Genomic DNA, 25,676 nt, shown 5'->3' with positions numbered 1-25,676 from the left:
GAGCCGCCCGTGTCCCGTCCGTCCTTCGACCTGCTGCCCGGCGACGACGACTCCCCGGTGATCCTCCATGTCCCGCACTCCTCGCGGGAGATACCGGCGGACGTCCGCGCCGGCATCGTGCTGGACGACGAGGCGCTCCGGCGGGAGCTGGACCACATCGTCGACGCGCACACCGACCGGATCGCCGCCGAGGCGGCCGAACTCGCGCCCGTCACGCCCTGGAGGTTCGTGAACCGGCTGTCGCGGCTGGTCGTGGATCCGGAGCGGTTCCCCGACGAGCGGGAGGAGATGCTCGCCGTGGGCATGGGGGCGGTGTACACGCGGACCACGCACCGGGAGGCGCTGCGGCCCGCGGACAGCGACCCCGAGCCTCTGATCGAGCGCTACTTCCGGCCGTACGCGCGGGCCATGACCAAGGCCGTGGCCGCGCGGCTGGCCGCGACCGGGCGGGCGGTGATCATCGACGTGCACTCGTACCCCACCGAGCGGCTGCCGTACGAGCTGCACGGGGACGGTCCCCGGCCGCCCGTGTGCCTGGGCACCGACGCCTTCCACACGCCGCCGCAACTGCTCGCCGCCGCCCGCGCCGCGTTCGGCGAGCAGACCGGGCTGGACAGCCCGTTCAGCGGGACGTACGTGCCGCTGGAGTTCTACGGGACGGACCCGCGGGTGTCCGCGCTGATGGTGGAGATCCGCCGGGACACCTACATGGCCGAGCCGGGCGGCCCGGCGGGGCCGGGGCTGGGGCGGCTGGCGGAGGCGCTCGCCGCGCTGGTCTCCGCCGTGTCGCGCTGACGCCCCCGCCCCGCGCGGTCAGGCCCGCAGCCACTCCGTCACGACCACCTCCCCACCGGTCCGCAGCCGCAGGGCGAACGGGCCGGTGGGCGGCAGATCGCTGGTGAAGCGGCCCATGGCGTCGGCGGTGAGGGTGTCGGGGACGGCCGGGTGCGGACCGCCGAGGACCTCGATGCGGGCGGGCTGCGGCGGCAGCACCTGCCCGATCAGCCCGTGCGCGGTCACCTCGACGTCCACGCTCAGCTCACCGGTGCGGAAGGTCAGCATCCGCGGTACGTCCCCGGCGCCGCGCACCGGGATGGCGTCCACCAGCGAGTCGAAGGTCAGCTCGGCGAGGCGCGCGTCGAGGTCGTGCAGGGCGTAGGCGTCCACCGCGATCCGCCACAGCTCCGGCGGGACCGGGTCGAGGATCGCGGCGGCCTGCCGCAGCTCCTCCTCCAGCAGCCCGGCGCCGAACTCCGCGTCGTCCAGGGCGGTCTCGTCGCCGCTGTCGTGGGGGCCGAAGCCGTCGTCGGCGCCGCCGGCGCCGTTGGTCATGTCGTTCACGATGCTCCCCGTGCGTCGAGTCGGGCGCGCAGCCGGCGCAGACAGCGCTGGCGCAGGGGTCCGATGCTGCCGACGGCGATGCCCAGAGCGGCGGACACCTCCTGATAGCTGGGCGGCGGCGAGGCCATCAGCACCCGCAGCAGCTGCCGGCACCGCTCCCCCAGTGCCTCGAACTCCTGCCACAGCCGCCGGACCCGCTCGCTCTGCGCGGCCGCCTCCTCGGAGTCGAGCAGGGACTGCTCCGGCGTGCGGTCCTCGCTGACCCGGTCCAGGAGCTGCGGGTCGTCGGTCGGTGTCAGCCGCTGCCAGCCGCGGATCACCTTCAGCGACTCGTTCCGCGCGGTGGTCGCGAGCCAGGATCCCGCCTTGTGCGGTTCGCGGATCCGCCCGAGGTGCTGGGCGAAGCGGAACCAGACCGTCTGGTAGACCTCGTGGGCGTCGGCGTCGGAGAGCCGGTGCGCGCGCACCACGGACCACACCAGGGGGCTCAGCCCTTCCACGAGCGCCTTCCAGGCCGCCGCGTCACCGTCGACGGCGGACTGGACGAGCGCGCCGACATCTGCACGGTCCACGGCCCCACCCCTCGTGTACGGCAAGTCATCGTACGCCGTGGCGGGGACTGCTCCGGCGCTCATACGGCGGCGACCGGCGCGGCGACCGGGACGGGGCGCCAGGTGGGCGGCACCAGCGCCGGTACGTGCGCCCCGCGCACCTCCGCGAACTCGGTGTTGTCCGCGAGGAGCCGGCGGGCGGCGGCGCGCGGGTCGCGCTCCTTGTGCGCCGTCATGTGGGCGGCGACCAGTCCGGCGACCACGGGGGCGGCGAACGAGGTGCCGCTCCACTGCGCGAGCCCCTGGAACATCACCTGGTCCGGCTTGCCCTCGGTGCTGTCCTCGCTGAGCAGGCCGGTGTGGCGGGGGAACTGGCAGGTGCAGCCGTAGCCGAAGCCGTAGCGGCAGGCGTCGTAGGTGGAGTGCTGGTAGACGTACGGCACGGGGGCGCCCCAGCCGGTCAGGGCGCTGGTGAGCCGCTCGCCGGGGGCGTAGACCTTGACCCACGCGCCGTGGTTGGAGAAGCAGGCGCCGAACTCGCCGTCGCCGCGCAGCGCGCCGACCGAGAGGACGCTGTCGCCCCAGTCGGGCAGGTCGGCGTAGGCGGCGGGCCAGAAGGGGGTGGCGCTGGCGTTGTTGCCGGCGCAGGCGACCAGCAGGGTGCGCTGCTCGCGCAGTTCCTCCATGAACGCCTGCACGCCGAGGAGTCCGTCGGTGCGGCCGTTGGAGGTGCCCGCGGAGAGGCTGATGATGTCCGGCCAGCCGCTCGCGTCGACCGCCTCGAACAGCCGCTCGCCGAACTCGGACTCCAGGACGGCCCCGGCGTCGTTGAGCGAGTTGCGTACGGTGACGTCGGTGTTGGGGGCGACGGCGGCGACGAGGCCGGCGATGAACGTGCCGTGCCCGACGTACTGCTGGAGGACGCCCGCCTCGTCGGTCTCCCGGAGCTGGAGGTCGCCGCGGGTGTGGGCGAGCAGCGGGTAGGCCCGGTAGTCGCTCATGAGGCCGGTGTCGACGACGAGGACGCCGACGGAGGTCTCCGGGTCGTAGCGGCCCTCGGCGGCGGCCGGGTTCGGCGGCTCGTTCTGCGGGGCGGGCGCGGGTTCGTCGCCGGGGCAGGCGTTGACCGCGATCGACACCACGTGGTTGCGGCTGACCAGCCGGCGGCCCGCGCGTCCCTCCGTCTGCCGCAGCGCCCGCAACGCGCTCGCGACCGCGCGGTCCGCGCCGGGCGCGCCCTCGCCGGGGTCGCCGACCTGGATGCGGGTGATGCCGGAGCGGTTGCGCGGCGGGCCCGCCCGCCGCACCGTGTCGGGGGTCAGGTCGGGCGCCTCGGTGAAGAAGGTGCGGACGGTGTCCTCGACGACCTGGGCCTCCTCGCCGTCGCGGGCGAGGACGACTCCCTTCTCGTACAGGAACTCGGCGGAGTCGTCCGGTCCCATGGCGAGCGGGACGTCGGGCATCGCGCGCTGGATCTGGTCGAACTGCTCGCGGAATCGGTGTGGAGCCATGGTGTGTCCTCCCCCTCGAGGCGACGGTCGTCAAGTAGAGCCGTGCTGCCGCTGATTGATACAGAGACGAATCGGTAACCCGTGGTTCCGCAGGACGGGGGCCACTACCATCCGTGGGGTGAGAGCGGGAAGCGACTCGGTTCTCGAACTGCTGCCGATGGTGTTCGCCGCCCCGAACGAGGCGCTGGACCGGGCGCGGGAGGTGCTCGCCGCCGACCCGGCACCGCTGCACGCATCCGTGGCGCACCAGGTGATCGGCATCTGGCAGCGGGACTTCGGCGATCTGCGGATCGCCCTGCACCACCTGCGGCGTGCCCGCGATCTGGCGGCGCGCGCGGATTCGGCGGAGCGGGAGGCGGACGTCCTCGGCACGCTCGGGGTCGCACTGGTGCACGCGGGGCGCACCCGGCAGGGGCTCGCGGCGTTCGAGCGCGGGGTGGCGCGCGGTACGGGGCACACCCGGGCGCGGGTGCGGTACCGCAGGGCGTACGTCTGGTGGGTGCTCGGCCATCACCGCGAGGCGCTGGAGGACGTGCGACGGGCGATTCCCGTGCTGCGGCAGGCGGACGACGTGATCTGGACGGCGCGGGCGCTGACGCTGCGGGCGACGGTGCATCTGGCGCTGGGCGCGGTGGAGCGGGCGGACGCCGACTTCACGGCGGCGGAGAAGCTGTGGGAGACCACCGGCCAGGAGCACGACAAGGCGGACGCGGTGGAGAGCCGGGGGCTGGCGGCGTTCCGGTCCGGGGACATCCCGGCGGCGCTGCGGCTGCTGGACGAGGCGGAGGAGCGGTACGCCAAGCTGGGCACGCCGACGTTCATGCTGAACATCCGCCGCTGCGAGGTGCTGATGGCGGCGGGGCTGGCGCCGGAGGCGCTGGCGGAGGCGGACGCGGCGATAGCGGTGCTGGACGGAATGGGCGGGCAGTCCACGCGCAAGGCGGAGCTGCTGCTGGCGGCGGCGCGCGCGGCGCGGCTCGCGGGGGATCCGCACACCGCGATCGCTCGCGCGGCGGTGGCGGTGCGGCTGTTCTCGGGGCAGCGGCGCACCTGGTGGGAGGCGCATGCCCGGCTGGTGCTGATCGAGGCGCGGGTGGCCGCCGGGCGCAGCTCGGGGCGGCTGGTCGCGGACGCCGCCGCGGTGGCCGAGCGGCTGGCGTCGTTCGGGGCGCCGGCCGCGCCGGAGGCGTCGCTGCTGGCGGGCCGGATCGCGCTGGCCCTGGGCTGGACGGCGGACGCGGAACGGCATCTGGCGGTGGCCGCGCGCAGCCGGCGCGGCGGGCCGCCGCTGGCGCGGATGACGGGGTGGGCGGCGCAGGCGCTGCGGGCACGGGCGGCGGGTTCGGCGCGCGGGGTGCTGGAGGCGTGCCGGCGCGGTCTGGACGTGCTGGACGACCACCGGATGACACTGGGCGCGTCGGAGCTGCGGGCGCGGGCCACCGCGCAGGGCGCCGAACTGGCGGCGCTGGCGCAGCGGGTGAGCCTGGACGAGGGCGGGCCGCGGCGGCTGCTGGAGTGGAGCGAGCGCTGGCGGGCGACGGTGCTGTCGGCGCCGCCGACCCGGCCGCCCGCCGATCCGGCGCTGATGAGCGGGCTGACCGCGTTCCGTGAGATCGCGGCCCGCGCGGAGGCGGCCCGCTGGGAGGGCCGGCCGATCCCGGCGCTGGAGCGTGAGCAGCGGCGGCTGGAGCGGGAGGTGCGGTCGCGGACGCTGCACATGCGGGGCGACGCGCCGGGTGACGGGCACCGGTTCGACGTGGGCCGGCTGCTGGACCGGCTGGGCGGGACGCGGCTGGTGGAGCTGGCGGTGCTGGACGGGCGGGTGCAGGTGCTGCTGTGCGGGCGGGGCCGGGTGCGGCGGTTCGAGGCGGGGCTGCTGGCGGAGGCGGAGGTCGAGGCCGAGCACGTGCAGGCCGGGCTGCGGCGGCTGGCCCATCCGGGGGCCGAGGGGCGGCTGCCGGTGGTGGAGGCGGCGGGCCGGCGGCTGGAGGAGCTGCTGCTCGGTCCGGCCGCCGCCCACCTGGGTGCCGGGCCGGTGGTGATCGTGCCGCCCGCGCGGCTGCACCGGGTGCCGTGGGCGCTGCTGCCGTCGCTGCGGGAGCGGGTGGTGAGCGTGTCGCCGTCGGCGAGCAGCTGGCTGCGGGCCCGCGAGACCGAGCCGCCGCCGGGCGGGCGCCAGGTGCTGGTGCGCGGGCCGGGTCTGGCGACCGGTGGCGCGGAGGTGCCGGAGGTCGCCGACCGGTACGCCGAGGCGCGGGTGCTGGAGGACGAGGAGGCGCGGGTGCCGCGTGTCCTTCAGGAGCTGGACGGGGCGGCGCTGGCCCATATCGCCGCGCACGGCACGTTCCGCGCGGACAGCCCGATGTTCTCGTCGCTGCGGATGGCGGACGGGCCGCTGATCGTCCACGACTTCGAGCGCCTGGCCCGCAGCCCGTACCGGATCATCCTGTCCAGCTGTGACACCGCCCGGCTGGCGTCGGTCGGCGCGGACGAACTGCTGGGTCTGGTCACCGCGTTGCTGCCGCTGGGCACGGCGGGGGTGGTGGCGAGCAGCGCGCCGGTGAACGACGCCGCGGTGGTGCCGTTGATGCTGGCCCTGCACAAGGGCCTCGGGGCGGGTCTGTCGCTGGCGGAGGCGCTGCGCGACGCGCGTGCCGCCCTGCCGGGGGACGCGCTGCACCAGGCGACGGGGTGGGCGTTCACGGCGTTCGGGGCGGCGTGACCGCGGGCCGCGCCCTTTGGCCGAAACCGTGCGGAGTTCAACCGTCCATATCTATCGCTGAGTCACTTGCCGATCATGCTGCGTCACGCCCGGAGCTTTGCTGAGTTCTCCCCCTGAGCCGCCACACCTGGGGCACGGGGCCCCATGGGACTAGTGGCTCGACAAGGGGATCGTCCTCTTGACGACCATCGCGACCCACATGTTCACCGTGCGGCCGTACACCTCTCACTGCCGGGTCATCGATGGGTGAACTCGCCGGGCTGCGCGGCACCCCTGAGCATGCGCACGTGTCGGGCGGGATGTTCGCCACCGTCGGCGTGACCCTGTTCGGCGCCGGGGTGATCTCGGTCATGGGCGCGCTGACGATGATGTGCGTGACGCTGCTGCTCGACCCGGAGGTCCGGGACCGGCTGGCCGCCGAGCCCGGCCTGGTCCCCACCGCCGTCGACGAGCTGCTGCGCGTCAACCTGTCCATCGCCGACGGGCTGCCGCGGATCGCGCTCGACGACGTACGGCTCGGTGACGTCACCGTGCGCCGGGGCGAGCTGGTCCTGGTCCTGGTCGAGGCCGCCAACCACGACCCGGCCCAGTACGACGACCCGCACGCGATCCGCCTGGACCGGCCCAACGCGGGCACCTACCTGTCGTTCGGCGCCGGCGGCCACTACTGGCCCGCGACCGCGCTCGGCAAGCAGCACGCCGAGGTCGCGCTGCGCGTCCTGCTGGAGCGCACGCCGTGGCTGGACCTGGCCGTGCCCGTCGAGCAACTGGTGTGGCGGACCGGGTTCATGAAGCGCGTCCCGGAGCGGCTGCCCGTGCGGTGGTGACGCGCCGGCCGTGACGTGCCGGGCCCCGGGGTGGTGTCATGCCCCGGGGGCCGGCGCGCGGTCACGCGGACCGGGTCTCGGGCTGCTGCACGAGCCACGGCAGCGCGCCGCGGTCGCTCGCGCCGAGGCGGGCGTACGCGCTGTAGAGGTGGTTGCCGACGGTGCGGACGGAGAGGGTGAGCCGTTCGGCGATCTGCCGGTTGCTCAGCCCGGCGGCGGCCAGGGTCACGATCTGCCGCTGCCGGGTGGTCAGTTCACCGAGCACCAGTCCCGACAGGGCGGGCGTGCGCGCGCCGGGGCAGCGGCGGGCCAGGGCGACGGCCCGGGTGCGTGCGGTGCGGGCGGCGCTCGGGTCGCGGTGCGCGGAGACGGCCTGGGCGTACGCCTCGGCGGCGAACAGCAGCAGACCGCGCTCCTCCAGACGGGCGGCCACCCGGTCCAGGGCGGGCCCGTCACGACGGGCGAGGGCGGCGGCGTGCTCGGCGAACACACTCCCGGCGGGCAGCCGCCCCAGCACCGCCCCGGGGTCACCACGCCGGACGGCTTCGTACAGCGCGAGGACGTCGTCCCCGGGGATGCGGCCGCTGGGGGCGTTGCCGCCGGGGGCGCGGTCGCTGGGGGCAACGTCGCGGGGAGCGCCGCCGGGGACGCCCCTGCCAGGGGCATCGTCTCCGAGGACGCGGTCGCCGGGAGCGCCGCCACTGGGGACGCCGCTGCCGAGGGAGCCGTCGCTGGAGGCGCCGTCGCCGGGGAATCCACCGCCGAGGGCACCGTTGCCGAGGACGCCCCCGCCGAGGACGCCCCCGCCGAGGACGTCCCCACCGGGGACGCCCCCACCGGGGACACCGCTGCTGAGGACGGCGTCGCGGACGACACCGCCACCAGGAACCTCGCCACGGGGGGCGCTGTCGCCTGGGACGCCGCCACCGGCAACTCCGCCACCAGGCACGCCATCGCGGAGCACGTCACCAGGGACTCTGTCGCCGGGAACGCCGTCACGGAGGACGCCACCACCAGGGAGGCCGGCACCGGGCACGCCGCCACCAAGGACGCCACCGCCCCGCGCACCGCCACCGGCGGCACCGCCACCAGAGGCGCCATCACGGAGCACGTCACCACCCGGAGCACCGTCACCCTGCACACCGGCGCCGGTCACGTCCCACCCCGCGTCCGCCCTCTCCTCCACGCCGCTCGCCGCCGCCGGACCCGCCGGCACCGGGCCGGGTGCCGTACGCCGACCGGCAGCGTTCCGGGGCGTCGCGGGGCCGCCCGACTGGGCCATGGCCAGGGCGAGTTCGCCGAGGCAGGCGGAGTCGTCCGCGGCGGTCCGCAGGCCTTCGCGGGCCCACGCCGCGGCCTCCGTCAGCTCGCCGCGCAGCCGGGCGTAGCGGGCGCGCACGGCGGCGTAGCCGGGCGGCACCGGGTGGTTCTCCGCCGCCAGCCACTCCCCCACGGGTGCGGGCAGTGCCCGGACGTCCGCGGCGGCGATCCGGCGGGTCAGCGTGGCCGCCTCGGCGGCGAGCGCGGCGGCGTACCGGTCGGGGGTCCCGGCCAGCCTGCGGGCCCGCAGCCGGCCGGCTGTGGCCCGCAGCACCGGGCCGTGGAGGGGGTGGGCGAGCCGGACGTGGTGGCGCTCGTCGAGGTGGATGAGGCCCGCCGCCTCCAGGCGTTCGAGGACGCTGAGGTCGAACGTGCCGGAGTCGGCCGCCAGGGGCTCGGCGAAGGCCAGCCGGTCGAGGGTCTCCCGCTCGTCGGGGTCCGTGCGGTCCAGGACCGGCGCGGTGTGCTCGCGCACGGCCGCGGTGACCGGCACCGGGCCGCGCCACGCCCACATGCCGCCGTCCGGTACGGGGCTGAGCAGTCCGTCGTCGCGCACCGCGTCCAGCAGTTCGCGCAGCAGCCGCAGATCGCCCCGGCACAGCCGGTGCAGCCGGCGCACGGTGAGCGGTTCCAGCGCCCGGCCCGCGCCCGCGGCGACGAGCCGTGCGGTCTCCTCGGCGGGCAGCGGTGCCAGGGCGAGCCGGGGCAGCAGCTCGCCGGTCCGCAGCCGGGCGATCGCGGCGGGCGCCGGGGCGCCGTCGGTGACGACGACCACCAGCCGGGTGCGGCCGTGCACGGCGAGCTGGTGGACGAGGGCGGCGGAGGCGTCGTCCAACAGATGGGCGTCGTCGACCAGCAGCAGCCGTACCCCGGAGAGCAGGCGCACCGCGCGGTGCAGCGTGACGGACTCGGGCAGCAGGTGCGCGAACGCGGCGAAGGGGATGCCACGGGACTCGGGGGTGCCGGTGGCGCGGGCACAGTCGGTGCCGCGTACGGCCTCGGTGACCAGTCGGGTCTTGCCCACGCCCGCCGGGCCGGTGACCACGATGCCGGGCCGGCCCGCCGCCTGGGAGCGGCGGACCAGTTCGAGTTCCTCGTCCCGGCCGGTGAACGGCCAGGGCAGCCGGAGGGTCTTCGCGTGCTGTTCGTCAGTCATCACGTCAACAGGAGCGCCCCTACTCAGTCCTGATACAGGGACACTTGAGTAGACCCCGACTCAGGCGCCCGGGGCAGGTGCGACGGCACTCTGGGTCCATGACCGCACGCTACTGCTCCCTCGCGCAGCAGCCCGCCCCCGCCTTCGCGCCGGGGCTGGCCGCCGAGCGGATCGGTGCGCTCGTCCGGGGCCACCGGATGTGGGTCAACAACACGGTGCTGCACTACTGCTTCTTCACCGACCACACCGACGGCTCCGTGATCCCCGTGCCGGGGACCGGGGAGACCCGGCGGGTGCCGTGGGCGGGCACCAAGGAACAGCAGGACGTGGTCCGGGAGTGCTTCGACGAGTGGCAGGACCTCGGGATCGGACTGACCTTCACGGAGGTGACCGACCGGTCGGAGGCCGAGCTGCGCATCGGTTTCCAGCCCGGCGGCGGCTCCTGGTCGCTCGTGGGCCGGGACGCCCTGCGGGCCGGCCTGCACGAGCGCACCATGAACTTCGGCTGGGACCTGACCGCGCCCGGGGAGCGCGCGACGGTCCTGCACGAGATCGGGCACGCGCTGGGCATGACGCACGAGCACCAGAACCCGGGCGCCGGCATCCACTGGGACGACGAGGCCGTGTACGAGGAACTGGCCGGTCCGCCCAACTTCTGGAGCCGGGACCGGACGTACGTCAACATACTGCGCAAGCTGGACCGGGACGAGGTGAACGGCGCGGTCTGGGACCCGCAGTCGATCATGGAGTACCCGTTCCCGCCGGGGCTGATCCTGGAGCCGGAGCAGTACCGCGCGGGCCTGCATCCGCCGGGCACGCTGTCCACCGCGGACCAGGAGTTCGCGCGGCGCTGGTATCCGCCGGCCGGCACCGGGGACCCGCCCGCGCTGGTGCCCTTCCGTTCGGCGGCGCTGCGTCTGGCGCCCGGCGGGCAGGCCGACTTCACCGTCGAGCCGCCGGAGACCCGTGAGTACCGCGTGGGGGTCTTCGGCGCCGCCGACACCGTCGTCGTGGTCTTCGAGGAACGCGACGGCGAACCGCGCTACCTCACCGCCCACGACGACGGCGGCACCCCCGCCAACGCCACCGTCCGGGCCCGGCTCGTCAAGGGCCGCCGCTACTTCGTCCGCGTGCGCCTGTACTCGGCGTGGGGTTCGGGAGAGACGGCCGTCATGTGCTGGTGACGGTCCGTGCCCGCGCACACGGACGGCAAGACCGCAGTCCGGCACCGGGGGAGCGGTCGAGCACGTCACCCCTTCGGGGGAGGGGTGACGTGTTCGACCGCGTCAGGTCACGGGGGAACGGGGGGGGGAAGGGCACGGGGGAACGACAGGGGGAAGAGCACGGGGGAGGACGGGGGGTGACGGGGAAAGGGGGCACGGGGAAAGCGGGGGAACGCGGGGAAGCACCACGGGGGAAGTAACACGGGGGAAGAGAAAGGGCCCTCACAGGTTCGCCTGTGAGGGCCCTTCGCCGTGTCGGGACGACAGGATTTGAACCTGCGACCCCTTGACCCCCAGTCAAGTGCGCTACCAAGCTGCGCCACGTCCCGGCGGCCGACACGCGGTCTCCGCGTGATCGTGCAGGTCAAGCCTACCTCATGCGCGACAGGGGCCGGTTCGGGGACAGCGGGTCAGTGGCCGGCGGCCAGGGACGGCCGGGGCCGGCCGGGTGTGGCCCGCCGGCCGCCGCGCAGCGCGGCGGCGCCGATGAAGACGGTGGAGCAGATCGTCTCTTTGGTTGATTGGCTCACCGCCTCATTGCCCGCGGTACAGCCCGGTGAGCAGTTCCAGGACCGCCTGGCCGGCCGGGTGCGGATCGTCCCGCCACCACGCCAGGCGTACGGCGACCGGCTCGGCGTCGCGCACCGGGCGGTAGACCACGCCGGGCCGCCGGTACTGGTTCGCGGTGGACTCGGCGGTCACGCCGATGCACCGGCCGGTGGCGATGACGGTGAGCCAGTCGTCCACGTCGTGGATCTCCTCGGTCGCCGGACGGGCGTCCGGCGGCCACAGCTCCGGGGTGGTCGTGCCGGTACGGCGGTCCACCAGCAGCACCCGCGCGGCGAGATCGGCCAGCCGCACCGAGCGGCGCCGGGCCAGCGGGTCGTCGGCGGCCAGGGCGCACAGCCGCCGCTCCAGGCCGACGATCGCGGAGTCGAAACGCCGGTCGTCCAGCGGCCTGCGCACCACCGCGAGGTCGCACATGCCCTCCAGCAGCCCGGCGGTGGGCGAGTTGACGCGCACGAGGTGCAGCCCGGTCTCCGGGTGGGCGGCGCCCCAGCGGCGCTGGAAGGGCAGGGTGTGGCGGCCGAGCGCCGCCCAGGCGTAGCCGATCCGCAGCTCGTCCCGGCCGGTCGTGGCCTCCCGGACCAGGTCGTCCACCTCGGCCAGCACCCGCCGGGCGTGCGCCAGCACCCGCTGCCCGGCCGCCGTCGGCGTCACCGCGCGGGACGTACGGCGCAGCAGCCGCACGCCGAGGGCGCGCTCCAGCGCGGCGAGCGTCCGCGAGACCGCCGCCTGGGAGACGCCGAGCGTGAGCGCGGCGTCGGTGAAGGAGCCCTCGTCGGCGATGGCGACGAGGCAGCGCAGATGACGCAGTTCCACATCCATGCGTCCAGCGTATGGATCGCGCGTCCCATGCATTTTGCGCAAGTCCCGGTCACGCGCACGATGCGGTGCATGCGCACAGCTTCCGCGTCGCGTCGGTACGGCGTGTCCCCCGACACCCCCGACGCCTTCTCCTCCGGGCGCCGGCGACTGGCCGGCGTCGCCGCCATGCTCGGCAGCGGTCTGTCCAACCAGACCGGCGCCGCCGTGGGCGCCCTCGCGTTCCCCGTCCTCGGCCCGGTCGGGGTGGTCGCGGTACGGCAGTACGTCGCCGCCGCCGTCCTGCTGCCCCTCGCCCGGCCCCGGCTGCGGGAGTTCACCTGGCGGCAGTGGTGGCCGGTGCTGCTGCTGGCCGTGGTGTTCGGCACGATGAACCTCAGCCTCTACAGCGCCGTCGACCGGATCGGCCTCGGGCTGGCGGTGACCCTGGAGTTCCTGGGCCCGCTGACCATCGCGCTGGCCGCCGTACGGCGCCGGCTGGACGCCTGCTGCGCGGTGCTCGCGGCGGCGGGGGTGGTGGTGCTGATGCGCCCGCGGCCCTCCGCCGACTACCTCGGGATGGGGCTGGGACTGCTCGCGGCTGCCTGCTGGGCGTCGTACATCCTGCTCAACCGGACGATCGGCACCCGGCTGCCCGGCGCGCAGGGGGCGGCCGCCGCGGCCGGGGTCTCGGCCGTACTGTTCCTGCCGGTCGGGCTGCTGGTGGTCGCGCACCGGCCGCCGGGCGCGGCGGCGGTGGGCTGCGCGGTGGCCGCCGGGGTGCTGTCCTCCGCGGTGCCCTACCTCGCCGACCTGCTGACCCTGCGGCACGTCCCCGCCCAGACCTTCGGCCTCTTCATGAGCGTCAACCCGGTACTGGCCGCACTGGTCGGCTGGCTCGTCCTCGGCGAGGCCCTCGGCGGCTGGGAGTACGCCGGAATCGGCGCGGTGGTCACCGCCAACGCGGTGAGCATGGTGCGGCGGCGGGGGTGAGCGGTGTCGGGTCGGGGGGCGTCCGGGGTGGGGCGCGGTTGTGAGGCGGGGGACGGTCGGGGCGCGGCAGGGAGTCGCGTGGCGCGGGTGACGGGGCGCTGGTCCGGCGCGCATGAGAGGGTGCCCGTCGGCGCGCGTGAGAAGGTGCCCGTCCGGCGCGCGTGAGAGGGGTGCCCGTCCGGCGCGCTCGGCGGGGCGCCCGACGGGTCGCGGGACGGGGAGTCCATACGGCCCGCAGGACAGGGAGCCCATACGGCCCGCGGGACGGGGAGCCCGCTCGGCCGGCGCGACGGTGCTCGGCCACCGCGCGCGGCGGCGCCCTCCCGGCGCGGGCACGGTCCCCGGCCGGCACGGCCGAGGCGGCCGCCGCGCGCCACGAGTCGCCCTTTCGGCGCCTGACCAGGTCCGAGCGGCGCGCACGAGTTCCGCCCGCCGCACGACCGGCGTCGCCCACCGCACGCCAAGCACCCCCGCCTACCGCGTCGCAGGCGTCATCCACGGCGTCGCCGACGTCATCCACTGCGCACCCGGAGGTGTCCGCCGTGTGGCGACGCGGGCGTCCGCCGCGACGGAGTGTCCGTTCGCGCGCTGGCCCCCGAGCAGATCGTCTGGGACGCCCGAGGTGACCGGGAAGGTGGTGTGGGAGTCGGCGGCCGGCCGTCAGGTGCGCGGCATCTGGCAGATCACGCCGGGCGTGGTGACCGACACCGAGGCGGACGAGCTGTTCGTGGTGATCAGCGGGTCGGCGTCGATCGAGGTCGAGGGCGGGCCGACGCTGACGGTCGGGCCGGGCGACATGGCGGTGCTGCGCGAGGGCGACCGTACGACGTGGACGGTGCACGAGACGCTGCGCAAGGCGTACGCGATCACTCTGTGAGCGGTGCGGCGGTCGTGCCCCTGATCTCGAGTGCCGGCCCGGCCAGGTGGGTGCGGCCCGCGCCGCCCGGCCGCTCGAAGCGGTCCAGCAGACAGCGCGCCGCACGGCGGCCGACCTCGTGGCTGGTGTCGTCGACCGTGGTGAGCCAGACGTGGCGCAGCCGGGCGATGCTCGTGTTGTCGTAGCCGGCGACGGACAGGTCGCGCGGGACGCGCAGGCCGAGTTCCGCGGCCGCCGACAACGCGCCGATCGCGGTGATGTCGTTGACGGCGAACACGGCGGTGGGCCGCTCCGGGCGGCTCAGCAGCCGGACGGTGCCGCGGTAGCCGCCCTCCTCGGTCATGTCGCCGGGCTCCACCACCGCCCGCTCCGCGAGACCGTGCTCGCGCATCACCGCCTCGAAGCCGCGCCGGCGCAGCTCCCCCACGGCGCCGTAGCCCGCGATGTGGGCGATGCGGCGGTGCCCGAGACCGATGAGGTGCTCGGTGACCAGGCGGGCGCCGTGCTCGTCGTCGCCCGCCACGACGTCGACGCCGGCCGGCACCGGTTCGCGGGCGCCGGCCACGACCACCGGGATCCGCTCGGCCGCCGCCCCGAGCGCCGCCGGGTCGGGCAGCGTGCCGACCACGACCAGGCCGTCTACGCGCAGGTCGAGCAGGGGACCGGCCGGGTCCTGGCCGGCCCGGCGGTTGAGGCGGGCGTCGGCCAGCAGCATGTGCAGGCCGTGGTCGTGCAGCAGCGAGTTGAGACCGTCGAGCAGGTCGACGAACCAGGGGTTGCGCAGGTCGTTCAGGAGGACGCCCACCGTGCGGGTGCGCCGCTCGCTGAGGCTGCGCGCGGCGGCGTTGGGGCGGTAGCCGAGGTCCCGGGCGGCCCGCAGCACGGCTTCCCGCTTCTCCGGCCGCACCTGCTCTGAGCCGCGCAGCACCAGCGAGACCAGCGACTTGGAGACACCGGCCCGGTCGGCCACGTCGCGGATCGTCGGCGGTCGCATGGATGGACCGTTCCACGCGGCGACACGGTCTGTCAAAGGGTTGACAGTCGGGTGAGATGCCGCTCAGGGTGGGCCGCCAGGCAAATGGAACGGTCCAAAGAGGGGTTCCCATGGTCGACTCGCTCGGTGTCGCCGTCGTCGGTTTCGGCTGGATGGGCCGGGTGCACACCCAGGCGTACGCGCGCGTGCCGCACCACTATCCGCGGCTGCCCCTGCGTCCGCGGCTGGTGACGGTCGCCGAGGACGTGCCGGGCCGGGCGGAGGAGGCCGCCGCGCGGTTCGGGTTCGCCTCGACGACCCGGGACTGGCGGGAGGTGGCCGCCGATCCGCGCGTGCGGGCCGTGAGCATCACCGCCCCCAACTTCCTGCACCGCGAGATCGGCGTGGCGATGGCGGAGGCCGGCAAGCACATCTGGATCGAGAAGCCGGTGGGCCTGTCGGCCGCGGACGCCCGGGCGGTGGCCGACGCCGTCGCCAGGGCCGGCGTGCAGGGCGCGGTCGGCTTCAACTACCGCAACGCGCCCGCCGTCGAGACGGCCCGCGACCTGATCGCCGCCGGCGAGATCGGCACGGTCACGCACGCCCGCGTCCGCCTCTTCAGCGACTACGCCGCCCACCCCGAATCCGCCCTGACCTGGCGCTACGAGCGGGAGCGCGGCGGCAGCGGCGTACTGGGCGACCTCGCCTCGCACGGCGCCGACCTCGCCCGCTTCCTGCTCGGCGACATCGACTCGCTGACCGCCGACACGGCCGTCTTCATCCCCGAGCGGGCCCGTCCCGCCGGCGCCACCGCCGGCCACGCCCGTGCCGTCGGCGGCGAGCTGGGGCCGGTCGAGAACGAGGACTACGTGAGCTGCCTGCTGCGCTTCGCCTCCGGCGCACGCGGCGTCCTGGAGGCCTGCCGGGTCTCGGTCGGCGAGCAGAACAACTACGGCTTCGAGGTGCACGGCACCAGGGGCGCGGTGTTCTGGGACTTCCGCCGGATGAACGAGCTGGGCGTGAGCCGCGGTACGGCCTACCAGGACCAGCCCGTCAGCACGGTGTACGCCGGCCCCGGCGACGGCGAGTTCGGTGCCTTCCAGCCGGGCGCGGCCAACGCGATGGGCTACGACGACCTGAAGGTCATCGAGGCGTACCGCTTCCTGCGCTCCATCGCCGAGGACAGGCCGTACGGCGCCACCCTGACGGACGCGGTGCACAGCGCGGCGGCGCTGGACGCGATGAGCGCGTCGGCGCGCGGCGGGGGCTGGGTGCCGGTGCGGGCGTGAGTGCGCCCGGCTCACCCCGTCGCCGGCCGCGGCGGCGTGTTGTACGGGGTGACCACCTGGATGGGGGACGGCAGGGGCGGGGCGGCGGGGGGCAGGGCGCCGTGGGCCCGCATGATCAGGTGGCAGGCCTCGCGCAGGTCGTGGCGCAGGTCGTGGTGGAGGACGGCGGACAGGCGGTGCTCGCGCAGCAGGCGGGTGTTGTCGTGGTCCAGGTCGTGCGCGATGAAGACGGCGCACTCGCGGCCGAGGTCGTGGAAGGCGCGGAGCGTGGCGACGTTGCCGCCGCCGATCGAGTAGACCGCGCGGATCGCGGGGTCCCGTTCGAGGGCGGCGCGGACGAGGTCGTACTGGGTGGCGTCGAGGCCCTGGCCCTCGGTGATCTCGACGAGGGTGCGGTCGGGGCGGCGGGCGCGCAGGGTGGCCCGGAAGCCCATCTCGCGCTCCTCCTCGTTGCGGAAGAAGCCGCTGCTGAGGCTGGTGAGGACGTGTGCCGGACGGTCGCCCAGCCACTGGTCCATGAGGTAGGCGGCGGTGGCGCCGGCCGCGCGGTTGTCGATGCCGACGTAGCCGACGCGGGCGCTGGCGGGCAGGTCGGTGGCGAGGGTGACCACGGGGACGCCCGCGGCGGACAGCCGGGCGACCGCCGCGGTGACCTCGGGGACGTCCGGCGCCTTGAGGATCACCCCCTGCGAGCCGCGCCGGGCGATCCGGTCCAGTGTGGCGAGCTGTTCCCCGACGGGGCCGGTCTCGCGGAAGTGGAAGCGGGAGCGCACCACCGCCGGGTGCAGTCCGGGCAGTTCGGCCTCCAGCGCGGTCCGCACGGCGGTGGTGAACCGCTCCGGCGCCTGCATCACGATGTCGATCATGAAGGTGCGGCCGACGAGCCGGACCTGGGTGCGCTGGCGGTCCAGATCGGCGATGGCCCGGTGCACCTCCTGCGCCGTGCTCGGGCGCACCCCGCCGCGCCCGTTGAGCACGCGGTCGACGGTGGCCTCGCTCAGCCCCGCCTGACGTGCGATCTCCCGGAGGGGGAAGGGGTGGCCCACGCGCGGCTCCTCGGGTTTCGGCTTGAGGGGTTTTTGATGGCTTCCTGCTGGTTGTTCGAGGGGTTTGTCAGGACAAGAATGACAGCACTTCGCCGGCCGTGTCACCGGCACCGAGAGGACGACGATGGCCGCTGCCCCCTGGCTGTCCGCGCGCGACTGCGACCTCGGCGCGTTCCGCGCGCTGGTCGAGCGGACCACCGATCCCGCCGACGTGCCGCACGCCGCCGCCGTGGAACTCAACGTGCCGGTGTACGACGCCGGACGCCTCCGTGACCGCCCTGACCGGCCCGACCGTCGCGCCCTGCAGGCCGAGCTGGTCCGGGTGCTCACCGACGGTCCCGGAATGGTGGTGTTCCGCGGGGCCTTCCCGGACCGGGCGGTCGTGGAGCGGGTCGGCGAGGTGTTCGACGCGCTGATCGCCGGGCAGCGCGCCGCGGGCACCGCGGCCGGGGACCACTTCGCCGCGCCGGGCGCCAACGACCGGGTGTGGAACGCGCTGGAGAAGACGGCGCTGTACGACCCGGAGGCGTTCGCCGACTACTACGCCAACGACGTGCTCGCCCTGGTCGCCGAGGCCTGGCTCGGCCCCGGCTACCAGGTCACCTCCCAGGTCAACGTGGTCAACCCCGGCGGCGCGGCGCAGACCCCGCACCGCGACTACCACCTGGGCTTCCTCTCCGACGAGGCCGCGGCCGCCTACCCGGCGCACGTCCACCGCCTCTCCCCCGTGCTCACCCTGCAGGGCGCCGTCGCGCACCGTGACATGCCCGTGAAGTCCGGGCCGACGATGTACCTGCCGTACTCGCAGCGCTACGAGCCGGGCTACCTGGCCTGGCGGCGCCCCGAGTTCCGGGAGTACTTCGCCGCGCACCACGTGCAGCTGCCGCTCGCCGTGGGCGACGCCGTCTTCTTCAGCCCGGCCCTCTTCCACGCCGCCGGACGCAACCGCTCCGCCGGCATCCGGCGCATGGCCAACCTCCTCCAGATCTCGTCCGCCTTCGGGCGGGCCATGGAGACGGTCGACCGTGAGGCGATCGTGAACGCCGTGTATCCGGTGCTGCTGAAGCGGCGCGCCGAGGGGGCGGACGAGGCGTGGCTGGACCGCGTGCTCGCCGCGAGCGCCGAGGGCTACCCCTTCCCCACCGACCTCGACCTCGACCCGCCGGTCGCCGGACTCGCCCCGCCCGCGCAGGCGGACGTCGTCCGGCGAGCGCTGCGCGAGACCTGGACGCCCGAGGCGCTGCGGGACGCGCTGCGGGCCCGCGCCGAGCGGCGCCAGAGCTGAAAGGACCCCGTACGCATGGGACTTCTCGACGACAAGGCCGTCCTGGTCAACGGCGGCAGCCAGGGCGTCGGCGCGGCCGTCGCGCGGGCCGCCGTCCGCGAGGGCGCGGCCGTGGCCGTCACCGGGCGGCGCGCCGGGCCCGGCGAGGCGCTGGTGGCGGAGCTGGGCGGCGGGGCGAGGTTCATCCGGGCGGACCTGGCCGACGCCGAGCGGGCGAGGTCGGTCGTGGCGGAGGTCGTCGACGCGTACGGCCGGATCGACTGCCTGGTGAACGCCGCGGGCCTCACCGACCGCGGCACCCTGCTCGACACCACGCCCGAGCTGTTCGACCGGCACATCGCCGTCAATCTCAGGGCGCCGTTCTTCGCGATGCAGGCGGCCGTCGCGGACATGGTGGCGCGCGGGGCGCCCGGCACGATCGTCAACGTCATCACGTCGTCGGCGCACGGCGGCCAGCCGTTCCTCGCGCCGTACGTCGCCGCGAAGGCCGGTCTCGCCGGCCTCACCCGGAACGCGGCGCACGCGCACCGCTGGGACCGGATCCGGATCAACGGCCTGAACATCGGCTGGACGGCCACCGAGGGCGAGGACGCGACGCAGCGGGCCTTCCACGGCGCCGGCGACGACTGGCGGGAGCGGGCCGCCGCCCGGCTCCCGATGGGCCGGCTGGGGCAGCCCGACGAGATCGCCGACTTGGTGGTGTTCCTGCTGTCCGACCGGTCCGGCGTGGTCACCGGATCGGTGATCGACTGGGACCAGAACGTGCTCGGCGCCCTCGACTGAGGACCCGCGCCCGGACCCGCCCCCGACAACCCCGCACCCCGCGCCCCGCACCCCGCGCCCGGCAACCGCTCATCCTCCTCATCCCGACCTCGCACCCCGCACCCTCGCACCCTCGCACTTCCGCACCCCCGCAAGGAGCAGTCCCCATGCGTATCGGAATCCTCGGCCTCGGCCGCATCGGCGCCTTCCACGCCGAGACCCTCGCCGGACTCGACGTGGTCGAGTCGCTGGTGCTGACCGACCCGTTCACGGACGCCGCGAAGAGTGCCGCGGAGCGGTTCGGCGGCGAGGTCGTGGACTCGCCGGAGGCCCTGTTCGCCGCCGGTGTGGACGGCATCGTGATCGCGGCCGCGACGGACGCCCACCCGGCGCTGATCCGGGCCGGGGCCGCGGCCGGCGTCCCGGTGTTCTGCGAGAAGCCCGTCGCCCGGACGATGCGCGAGGGCGTCGAGGTGCTGGAGGCCGTACGGGACAGCGGCGTGCCGGTGCAGATCGGCTACAACCGCCGTTTCGACGCCGGTTTCGCCGCCGCCCGCGCCGCCGTGCGCGGCGGCGAGCTGGGCCGGCTGCACACCGTGCGGTCGACCACCCTGGACCCGGCGCCGCCGCCCGCCGCGTACATCGCCGCCTCCGGCGGCATCTTCCGGGACTGCTCCGTGCACGACTTCGACATCATCCGCTGGGTGACGGGCCGTGAGGTGACCGAGGTGTACGCCGCCGGCGGCAACCGGGGCGCCGGCTACATCCGGGAGGCGGGCGACGCGGACACCACCGGCGCCGTCCTCACCCTGGACGACGGCACGCTCGCGGTCGTGTCCAACTCCCGTCACAACGGCCGGGGTTACGACGTCCGGATGGAGCTGCACGGCTTCGATGACTCCATCGCGGTCGGTCTGGAGGACAAGCTGCCGCTGCGCTCGGTGGAGCCGGGGACGGCCTTCCCGGCCGGTCCCCCGCACGACTTCTTCATGGACCGCTTCGCCGCCGCCTACCGCGCCGAACTCACCGCGTTCACCGAGGTCGTGGCCGGTAGCCGGCCCTCGCCGTGCACGATCGGGGACGCCCTGGAGGCGGGCTGGATCGCCGAGGCGTGCACGCGGTCGCTGCACGAGCACCGGCCGGTGACGGTCGACGAGGTCCGCGCCGCCTGACCGGGTGGCGGGCGGCGGGTGAGGGAGGCCGGGGGCGAGCACCCGAGCAGCACTTTGTGGGGGACAGCGAGCCCGCACCCGGCCTCCTCAGTCCGCAATCTTCCACACCGGCCGCCCGGCCGCCCGCCGAGCGCGTCCGGACGGCGGTCACCCGCGCGGGGTTGCGCGCTCAGGGCGCCGAAAGCACCAGGCGGCGGGCGAAGTTGCGGTAGCCGAGACGGGCGAACGCGGCGGCCATCGGGGTGTTCGCGAGATCGGTGTCGGCGCGTACGACGTCCGCTCCGGCCTCCTCGGCGAGGAAGCGGGTGGTCTCGGCGAGGAGGTCGTCCGCGTAGCCCCGGCCGCGGTGCTCGGGCAGGACGCCGAGGTAGCCGACGACGTGGACGCTGGTGTTGCGGGAGGGCAGCGCTAAGCCGACCGGCCGGCCGCGCGGGGTCTCGGCGATCCGCCACCAGGCGCGGTCGCCGGGCATCTCGTCGCGGTAGAAGGCGACGTCCTTGCGGGCCTGCCGCTCGGCGCCCAGAGCCGCGGCGCCGGAGCGGGACCCGGCGTCGAGGGTGCCTTCCAGGACCCGGCGGAACAGGTCGACGAAGACCTCGTCGTCCGGTTCGGCCCGGAAGCGCAGCCGGCCGGAGGGCCGGGGGACGCCGGTCTCGGGGGTCCACTCGAAACGGAGCCGTTCGAGGGAGGCGGTGAGCCCGGCGCGGCGGGCGGCCTCCCGGCGCCAGCCGAGGGCGGCGACCGCCTCGGAACGCTCACGCCAGTCGCCCGGAAGCAGCACGTGGTAGTCCGGCGGGCTGTCCAGCCCGGCCTCGGCGAAGGCGGAGTGCGCGGCGGTGAGCAGGCGGACCGCCAGGACCGTACGGCTGTCGTCACCGGCCTCGGTGTCACGACGGTCCTCCGGGGCGCGGGGGTCCGCCGGGCCGGGGGCGTCGTCCGGCGCGCCGGAGTCCTCCGCGTCGCGGACGTTCAGTACGTCGAGGGCGGCGGGCAGGGGGTCGTCGGGGCCGCCCCACCAGGTGGCGAGGGCGCACGGCTCGCCGCCGTCCTCGTGTTCCGCGAGCCAGGTCCACTCGGGCCGGTACTCGCCGGTGGCGAGCCGTGCGCGGAAGGCGTCGGCGTCGGCCCAGACGCCGATCCGGCCGGCGGGCAGCAGCGGCAGGACGCGGTCGACGTCGGCGTCGGCGTCGGTCAGGGTGCGGATGATCACGAGGCCTCCCGGCCGGCCGGAGTGGCGGGCCCGTCGCCGACCCGGTCGAGGAAGCCGGCGATCAGCGGGGCGATCTCGGGCAGGTGGTCCTCCAGGGCGAAGTGGCCGGTGTCGAACAGGTGGAGTTCGGCGTCGGGCAGGTCGCGCAGATAGGCGCGGGCGCCGTCGGGGGTGAAGAAGGGGTCACGGGTTCCCCAGACGATGAGGGCCGGCGGGCGGTGGGCGCGCAGCCAGGCCTGCCAGTCCGGGTAGGCGGCGAGGTTGCTCCGGTAGTCGTAGGCGAGGGCGAGCTGGGCCTGCTTGCGGCCCGGCTGGTCGAGGAAGTACTGGTCGAGCAGCCAGCCCTCGGGGGCGACGAGCGCCGGGTCGGCCGTGCCGCCCTCGTACTGGGCGCGGGTGGCGGGGAGGGTGAACAGGTCCAGGACGGTCTGCTCGGCGCCGGGGGTGTCGGGGGTGAGGGCGGTGAACGCGCGGGCGGCGTCGGAGAGTCCGTCGAGGTAGGCGTTGCCGTTCTGCACGACGAGGCCGGCGACCCGCTCGGGGTGCCGCCGCGCGAGGCGCAGGCCGACCGGGGCGCCGAAGTCGAAGAGGTACAGGACGTACCGGGTCAGGCCGAGGCGTGCGGTGAAGCCCTCGACGACGTCGGTGAGGCGGTCGAAGGAGTAGGTGAACCCGTCGGGGGCGCGGGTGTGGCCGAAGCCGGGGTAGTCCGGGGCGATCAGCCGGTAGTGGCGGCCGAGGGTGTCGATGAGCCGCCGGAACTGGTGGGAGGCGGACGGGAATCCGTGCAGGAGCAGCAGCACGGGTGCGTCGGGGCGGTCGGGCAGGGACTCGCGGTAGAAGACGTCGACCCCGTCGACGTCCAGGTGCCGGTGTGCGGTGCGGGCGGGTGGGCTGAGGCGCGGCGTGGTCACCGAGGCTGTCATGCGTCAGTCATACGCCGACGCCTTCTAATGCGTCAATCGCTTTATGTAGCATTAGAGCTGTGTACGCCAGCGAACCGCCGACCGGCGAGCCCCTGCCCCTCGACCTCGTCAACACCCGTTTCGGGACCGGCGCGAGCCGTACGGACCTGCTCGCCACGCCCGACGGACTGGCCGCCTGGCTGACCCGGCAGGCGGACCGGCTGGGCCCGGAAGCGCTCGCCCCCGCCTCCCCCGAGGCCGGACTTCCCCCCTCCCCCACCGAAGCGGACCGGCCCCTCTCCCCCACCGAAGCCGGCCTGCCCCTCGCTCCCGCCGAGACCGACCTGCCCCTCCACCTCACCGAGGCCGACCTCCCCCCGGTGCACGCCGTGCGCGACCACATCGAGGCGGCGCTGCGCGCCCTGATGGCGGGGCGGCGGCCGCCCGAGGCCGCGCTGCGCGGACTCGCCGACGCCCAGCGCGCCGCCCCGGCGGTGCGCGTCCCGTTCTGGGACGGGACGGCGGTCGTCGCGCCGCCGCGCCGCACCGGACCGCTCGGCGTCCGGCTGGCCGCGCTGCTCGCGGAGTCCGCCGTCACGCTGCTGGCCGATCCGGCGGTCGCCCGGGTCAGGCAGTGCGCGGCCGACGACTGCGTCCTGCTGTTCCTGCCCGCGCACCCGCGCCGCCGCTGGTGCTCCCCCACCCGCTGCGGCAACCGGGTCCGCGTCGCGCGGCACTACCGGCGGCGGAAGGAGGCGTGACAGCTCCCCGGCGCTGAGGGCCCTGCGCCACCGACACCCCCGTCACGGCGCCCATGCGTCACGCGGATGCGTAGACGTGCCGTACCGCCGCTCGTACGGTCTGCGCAACCGTGGGGCCGCGCCGCCCCGGAGCCCTGGAGTGCCGGAGTGCCGATGCGCCGTCGCAGCTCGTCCCTCTCCCCCGCCCTGGTCCTGCTGGGCCTGGGTGTCTTCCTGCTGGTTCTCGCGCCGATGCTGGTGTGGTACGTGAAGCCGCGCGCGGCGGCGAACCCGGTCGGCATCGACGTCACGGCCGTCTACACCGGCACCGGCAGCTACTTCGACGTCGGTGCGGCCGAGACGCTTCACGACCGGCGGATCACCGTCACCCAGCGGGTACGCGGCGACGTGGCGGACAGCGAGCGCAGCGGACGCGCGGTGTGGGACATCGTGACCACCGTCGACACGGACGCGTCGCTGCCCGCCGCCGACCCGCACGACGCGCTGGACTTCTCCACCGACCGCTGGGTCACCGACCGCACCACCAACCGGCCCGCCCAACTGCTGCGACGAGCAGCCGTACCACGAGGGCGAGGCGTACCTGAAGTTCCCGTTCGGCGCGGAGAAGCGCCCCTACAGCTGGTGGGACAGCCAGCTGGGCTCGACGGTCACCCTCTCCTACCGGGGCACCGAGGAGATCCGCGGCCACCGCGGCTACGTCTTCACCGGCACCGTCCCGCCGACGAGGGTCGGCACCCGCCAGGTGCCGGGCGCGCTGGTCGGCCGGCCGGGCGCCGAACAGGTGCTCGCCGAGGAGTGGTACGCCAACCACGGCATCCGGCTGGTCGTCGACCAGGCCACCGGCCGCACCCTGTACGCCCGGCTCGGCCCGCGCCGCACGCTGCGCGCCCCGGGCGGCGGCAAGGACGCCGTGGTGCTGCTCGACGTCCCGAGGCTCACCCACACCGAGGCGACCCAGGAGTTCGCGGTGAGCCGCGCGAAGGAGGACAACGCGCGGCTGCGCGCGGTGGGGTGGACCGTGCCGGTGGTGTCGGCCGCCACGGGGAGCGTGCTCGCGGCGGGCGGCGGGCTGCTGCTGGCCAGGGGCGGACGGCGGCGCCCGGGGGCGCACGACGCCGCCTGAGCGCCGCCGGGCGGGCGGGATCCGCCGAACGGGTCGCGGCGGTCCGCGCCGACGCTGCCACAATCCTCATTGCGCGCTGGAGCGGGGTCTGCCGCGCCAGGCCGCGCTCGTCACCCAGGCCGAACCCCGTTCCGCGCGCGCGGGCCGGTGAGGGCGTCGTGCACGTGCGGCCCGCCCGGCAGGCGGGCGGTGCGGTGCCGGTGCTGCACATCCGGTGCGTGCCGCACGGTGCGGCGGAGCAGGGGGACGACGGGGTGGGCCCGGACGGCGGCAGCGTGATCGTCAACGGGGCGGAGTTCGTGCACCACCGCTGAGCCGCACCACCGCCGGGCGGGCGGTGGCGGGCGGCGAGGGCGGGCCGTCAGGCGCCGCAGGAGCGCAGGAAGCGGCGGGTGCGGACCGCGATGGGCAGCGGCTTGTCCGGCTCGCAGGGGTACATGTCCTGCTCGACGATCGCGAACAGTTCCACGCCGAGGGCCTGGGCGGCCGTCAGCACCGGCTCCAGCTCCGGCACCCCGGAGGGCGGCTCGCACATCACACCGCGCCGCACGGCGGGCCCGAACGGGATCTCGTGGGCGACGACGTCGGCCAGGATCTCCGGGTCGACCTGCTTGAGGTGGAGGTAGCCGATGCGCTCGCCGTACGTCTCGATCAGCTTGACGCTGTCGCCGCCGCAGTAGGCGTAGTGCCCGGTGTCCAGGCAGAGGCTGACGAGGTCGGAGTCGGTGGAGTCGAGGAAGCGCTCGACGTGCGCCTCGGTGTCGATGTGGGTGTCGGCGTGCGGGTGGACGACGATGTCCAGGCCGTAGGTCTCCTTGACCTCGTGGCCGAGGCGTTCCATGCCCTTGGTCAGGTAGGCCCACTGCGCGCCGGTCAGCTCCGGCGGCTCCAGGATCTCGGCGGTCTTGTCGTCCCGCCAGAAGGAGGGGATGACGACGAGGTGCCTGGCGCCCATCGCCTGGGTGAGGGCGGCGACCTGGGCGACGTGCTCCCAGGTGGCGTCCCAGACGGCGGGGCCGCGGTGCAGGCCGGTGAAGACGGTGCCCGCGGAGACCTTCAGGTTCCGTTTGGCCACCTCGTCGGTGAGGCGGGCCGGGTCGGTCGGGAGATAGCCGTACGGGCCGAGTTCGATCCAGGAGTAGCCGGCCTCGGCGACCTCGTCGAGGAAGCGGTCCCAGGGCACCTGGCGCGGGTCGTCGGCGAACCAGACGCCCCAGGAGTCGGGGGCGGAGCCGACCCGGATGCGGTCGAGCACAGGGGCCAT

21 protein-coding genes, 1 tRNA gene and 2 pseudogenes are annotated in these 25,676 nt (G+C 75.2%); 13 read left to right on the top strand and 11 right to left on the bottom strand.

What is annotated here, in order from left to right:
• The first annotated feature begins 9 nt into the window (after nt 1-9).
• Nucleotides 10-795: an N-formylglutamate amidohydrolase gene (locus tag G7Z13_RS30670; protein ID WP_166003634.1), complete on the top strand. Its 786-nt coding sequence runs from the start codon at nt 10-12 to the stop codon at nt 793-795.
• An 18-nt stretch (nt 796-813) separates the two neighbouring features.
• On the opposite strand, the gene G7Z13_RS30665 is transcribed toward G7Z13_RS30670, so the two are convergent.
• From G7Z13_RS30665 to G7Z13_RS30655, 3 genes are read right to left on the bottom strand one after another with little or no spacing between them, the layout of a single operon-like run.
• The gene (locus G7Z13_RS30665; protein ID WP_166003632.1) at nt 814-1,332 is read right to left on the bottom strand and encodes a hypothetical protein; all 519 of its coding nucleotides are present in this window, start codon (nt 1,330-1,332) and stop codon (nt 814-816) included.
• Between the two features lie 5 nt (nt 1,333-1,337).
• Complete coding sequence (locus tag G7Z13_RS30660; protein ID WP_206313174.1) at nt 1,338-1,976, bottom strand: sigma-70 family RNA polymerase sigma factor; 639 nt, start codon at nt 1,974-1,976, stop codon at nt 1,338-1,340.
• The gene (locus tag G7Z13_RS30655) at nt 1,973-3,403 is read right to left on the bottom strand and encodes a S8/S53 family peptidase (RefSeq protein WP_166003628.1); all 1,431 of its coding nucleotides are present in this window, start codon (nt 3,401-3,403) and stop codon (nt 1,973-1,975) included. Before G7Z13_RS30655 ends, G7Z13_RS30660 begins: the two co-directional genes overlap by 4 nt.
• 118 nt (nt 3,404-3,521) lie before the next feature.
• Between G7Z13_RS30655 and G7Z13_RS30650 the strand changes: the two genes are divergently transcribed.
• Nucleotides 3,522-6,125: a CHAT domain-containing protein gene (locus tag G7Z13_RS30650; RefSeq protein WP_166003626.1), complete on the top strand. Its 2,604-nt coding sequence runs from the start codon at nt 3,522-3,524 to the stop codon at nt 6,123-6,125.
• 242 nt (nt 6,126-6,367) lie between these two features.
• Nucleotides 6,368-6,952 (top strand): cytochrome P450, encoded by a 585-nt coding sequence (locus G7Z13_RS30645; RefSeq protein WP_166003624.1) that lies wholly within the window; start codon nt 6,368-6,370, stop codon nt 6,950-6,952.
• Nucleotides 6,953-7,013: 61 nt separating this feature from the next.
• On the opposite strand, the gene G7Z13_RS33910 is transcribed toward G7Z13_RS30645, so the two are convergent.
• Nucleotides 7,014-9,428 carry a LuxR family transcriptional regulator gene (locus G7Z13_RS33910; protein WP_240926401.1) on the bottom strand — a complete coding sequence of 805 codons (2,415 nt, stop codon included), beginning with the start codon at nt 9,426-9,428 and terminating at the stop codon, nt 7,014-7,016.
• A gap of 98 nt (nt 9,429-9,526) precedes the next feature.
• Between G7Z13_RS33910 and G7Z13_RS30630 the strand changes: the two genes are divergently transcribed.
• The gene (locus G7Z13_RS30630; protein ID WP_166003621.1) at nt 9,527-10,612 is read left to right on the top strand and encodes a M12 family metallopeptidase; all 1,086 of its coding nucleotides are present in this window, start codon (nt 9,527-9,529) and stop codon (nt 10,610-10,612) included.
• A gap of 294 nt (nt 10,613-10,906) precedes the next feature.
• On the opposite strand, the gene G7Z13_RS30625 is transcribed toward G7Z13_RS30630, so the two are convergent.
• Together G7Z13_RS30625 and G7Z13_RS30620 are read right to left on the bottom strand one after the other, a co-directional pair.
• Nucleotides 10,907-10,980, bottom strand: a tRNA-Pro gene (locus G7Z13_RS30625).
• 205 nt (nt 10,981-11,185) lie between these two features.
• Entirely contained in the window at nt 11,186-12,040 is an 855-nt protein-coding gene (locus G7Z13_RS30620) for a LysR family transcriptional regulator (protein WP_166003619.1), read from the bottom strand.
• A gap of 69 nt (nt 12,041-12,109) precedes the next feature.
• Here G7Z13_RS30620 and G7Z13_RS30615 point away from each other — a divergent pair, with 69 nt between their 5' ends.
• Both G7Z13_RS30615 and G7Z13_RS30610 read left to right on the top strand, forming a co-directional pair.
• Nucleotides 12,110-13,009: an EamA family transporter gene (locus G7Z13_RS30615; protein WP_166003617.1), complete on the top strand. Its 900-nt coding sequence runs from the start codon at nt 12,110-12,112 to the stop codon at nt 13,007-13,009.
• A 607-nt stretch (nt 13,010-13,616) separates the two neighbouring features.
• Nucleotides 13,617-13,886, top strand: a pseudogene (locus tag G7Z13_RS30610) (cupin domain-containing protein); the annotation flags it as partial.
• On the opposite strand, the gene G7Z13_RS30605 reads toward G7Z13_RS30610, so the two are convergent.
• On the bottom strand, nt 13,876-14,880 hold the full coding sequence (locus tag G7Z13_RS30605; RefSeq protein ID WP_166003615.1) for a LacI family DNA-binding transcriptional regulator: 1,005 nt from the start codon (nt 14,878-14,880) through the stop codon (nt 13,876-13,878). The pseudogene G7Z13_RS30610 and the gene G7Z13_RS30605 sit on opposite strands and share 11 nt — an antisense overlap.
• A gap of 110 nt (nt 14,881-14,990) precedes the next feature.
• On the opposite strand from G7Z13_RS30605, the gene G7Z13_RS30600 reads away from it, so the two are divergent.
• A complete protein-coding gene (locus G7Z13_RS30600) occupies nt 14,991-16,148 on the top strand; it encodes a Gfo/Idh/MocA family oxidoreductase (RefSeq protein WP_166003613.1) in 1,158 nt (385 codons plus the stop codon).
• A gap of 11 nt (nt 16,149-16,159) precedes the next feature.
• On the opposite strand, the gene G7Z13_RS30595 is transcribed toward G7Z13_RS30600, so the two are convergent.
• On the bottom strand, nt 16,160-17,194 hold the full coding sequence (locus tag G7Z13_RS30595) for a LacI family DNA-binding transcriptional regulator (RefSeq protein ID WP_166003611.1): 1,035 nt from the start codon (nt 17,192-17,194) through the stop codon (nt 16,160-16,162).
• 124 nt (nt 17,195-17,318) lie between these two features.
• Between G7Z13_RS30595 and G7Z13_RS30590 the strand changes: the two genes are divergently transcribed.
• The 3 genes from G7Z13_RS30590 (at nt 17,319) to G7Z13_RS30580 (ending at nt 20,413) form a co-directional block, all read left to right on the top strand.
• Complete coding sequence (locus tag G7Z13_RS30590) at nt 17,319-18,479, top strand: phytanoyl-CoA dioxygenase family protein (protein ID WP_166003609.1); 1,161 nt, start codon at nt 17,319-17,321, stop codon at nt 18,477-18,479.
• A 15-nt stretch (nt 18,480-18,494) separates the two neighbouring features.
• Complete coding sequence (locus G7Z13_RS30585) at nt 18,495-19,262, top strand: SDR family oxidoreductase (RefSeq protein ID WP_166003607.1); 768 nt, start codon at nt 18,495-18,497, stop codon at nt 19,260-19,262.
• 146 nt (nt 19,263-19,408) lie between these two features.
• A complete protein-coding gene (locus G7Z13_RS30580) occupies nt 19,409-20,413 on the top strand; it encodes a Gfo/Idh/MocA family oxidoreductase (RefSeq protein WP_166003605.1) in 1,005 nt (334 codons plus the stop codon).
• Between the two features lie 169 nt (nt 20,414-20,582).
• Here G7Z13_RS30580 and G7Z13_RS30575 read toward each other — a convergent pair whose 3' ends face one another.
• Both G7Z13_RS30575 and G7Z13_RS30570 read right to left on the bottom strand, forming a co-directional pair.
• A complete protein-coding gene (locus tag G7Z13_RS30575) occupies nt 20,583-21,623 on the bottom strand; it encodes a GNAT family N-acetyltransferase (RefSeq protein WP_240926400.1) in 1,041 nt (346 codons plus the stop codon).
• A complete protein-coding gene (locus tag G7Z13_RS30570) occupies nt 21,620-22,549 on the bottom strand; it encodes an alpha/beta hydrolase (RefSeq protein ID WP_166003602.1) in 930 nt (309 codons plus the stop codon). Before G7Z13_RS30570 ends, G7Z13_RS30575 begins: the two co-directional genes overlap by 4 nt.
• A 59-nt stretch (nt 22,550-22,608) precedes the next feature.
• On the opposite strand from G7Z13_RS30570, the gene G7Z13_RS30565 reads away from it, so the two are divergent.
• From G7Z13_RS30565 to G7Z13_RS30555, 3 genes and pseudogenes are all read left to right on the top strand, one after another.
• A complete protein-coding gene (locus G7Z13_RS30565; protein WP_166003600.1) occupies nt 22,609-23,289 on the top strand; it encodes a CGNR zinc finger domain-containing protein in 681 nt (226 codons plus the stop codon).
• A 153-nt stretch (nt 23,290-23,442) separates the two neighbouring features.
• Nucleotides 23,443-24,412 (top strand): annotated as a pseudogene (locus tag G7Z13_RS30560) (DUF3068 domain-containing protein).
• Nucleotides 24,413-24,570: 158 nt separating this feature from the next.
• On the top strand, nt 24,571-24,726 hold the full coding sequence (locus G7Z13_RS30555; protein ID WP_166003599.1) for a hypothetical protein: 156 nt from the start codon (nt 24,571-24,573) through the stop codon (nt 24,724-24,726).
• A gap of 47 nt (nt 24,727-24,773) precedes the next feature.
• Here the strand turns inward: G7Z13_RS30555 and G7Z13_RS30550 are convergent, their stop codons facing one another.
• Complete coding sequence (locus tag G7Z13_RS30550) at nt 24,774-25,676, bottom strand: sugar phosphate isomerase/epimerase (RefSeq protein WP_166003597.1); 903 nt, start codon at nt 25,674-25,676, stop codon at nt 24,774-24,776.

The organism is Streptomyces sp. JB150, assembly GCF_011193355.1.
Lineage (GTDB): Bacteria > Actinomycetota > Actinomycetes > Streptomycetales > Streptomycetaceae > Streptomyces.
This window is presented reverse-complemented; position numbering and strand designations above follow the sequence as displayed.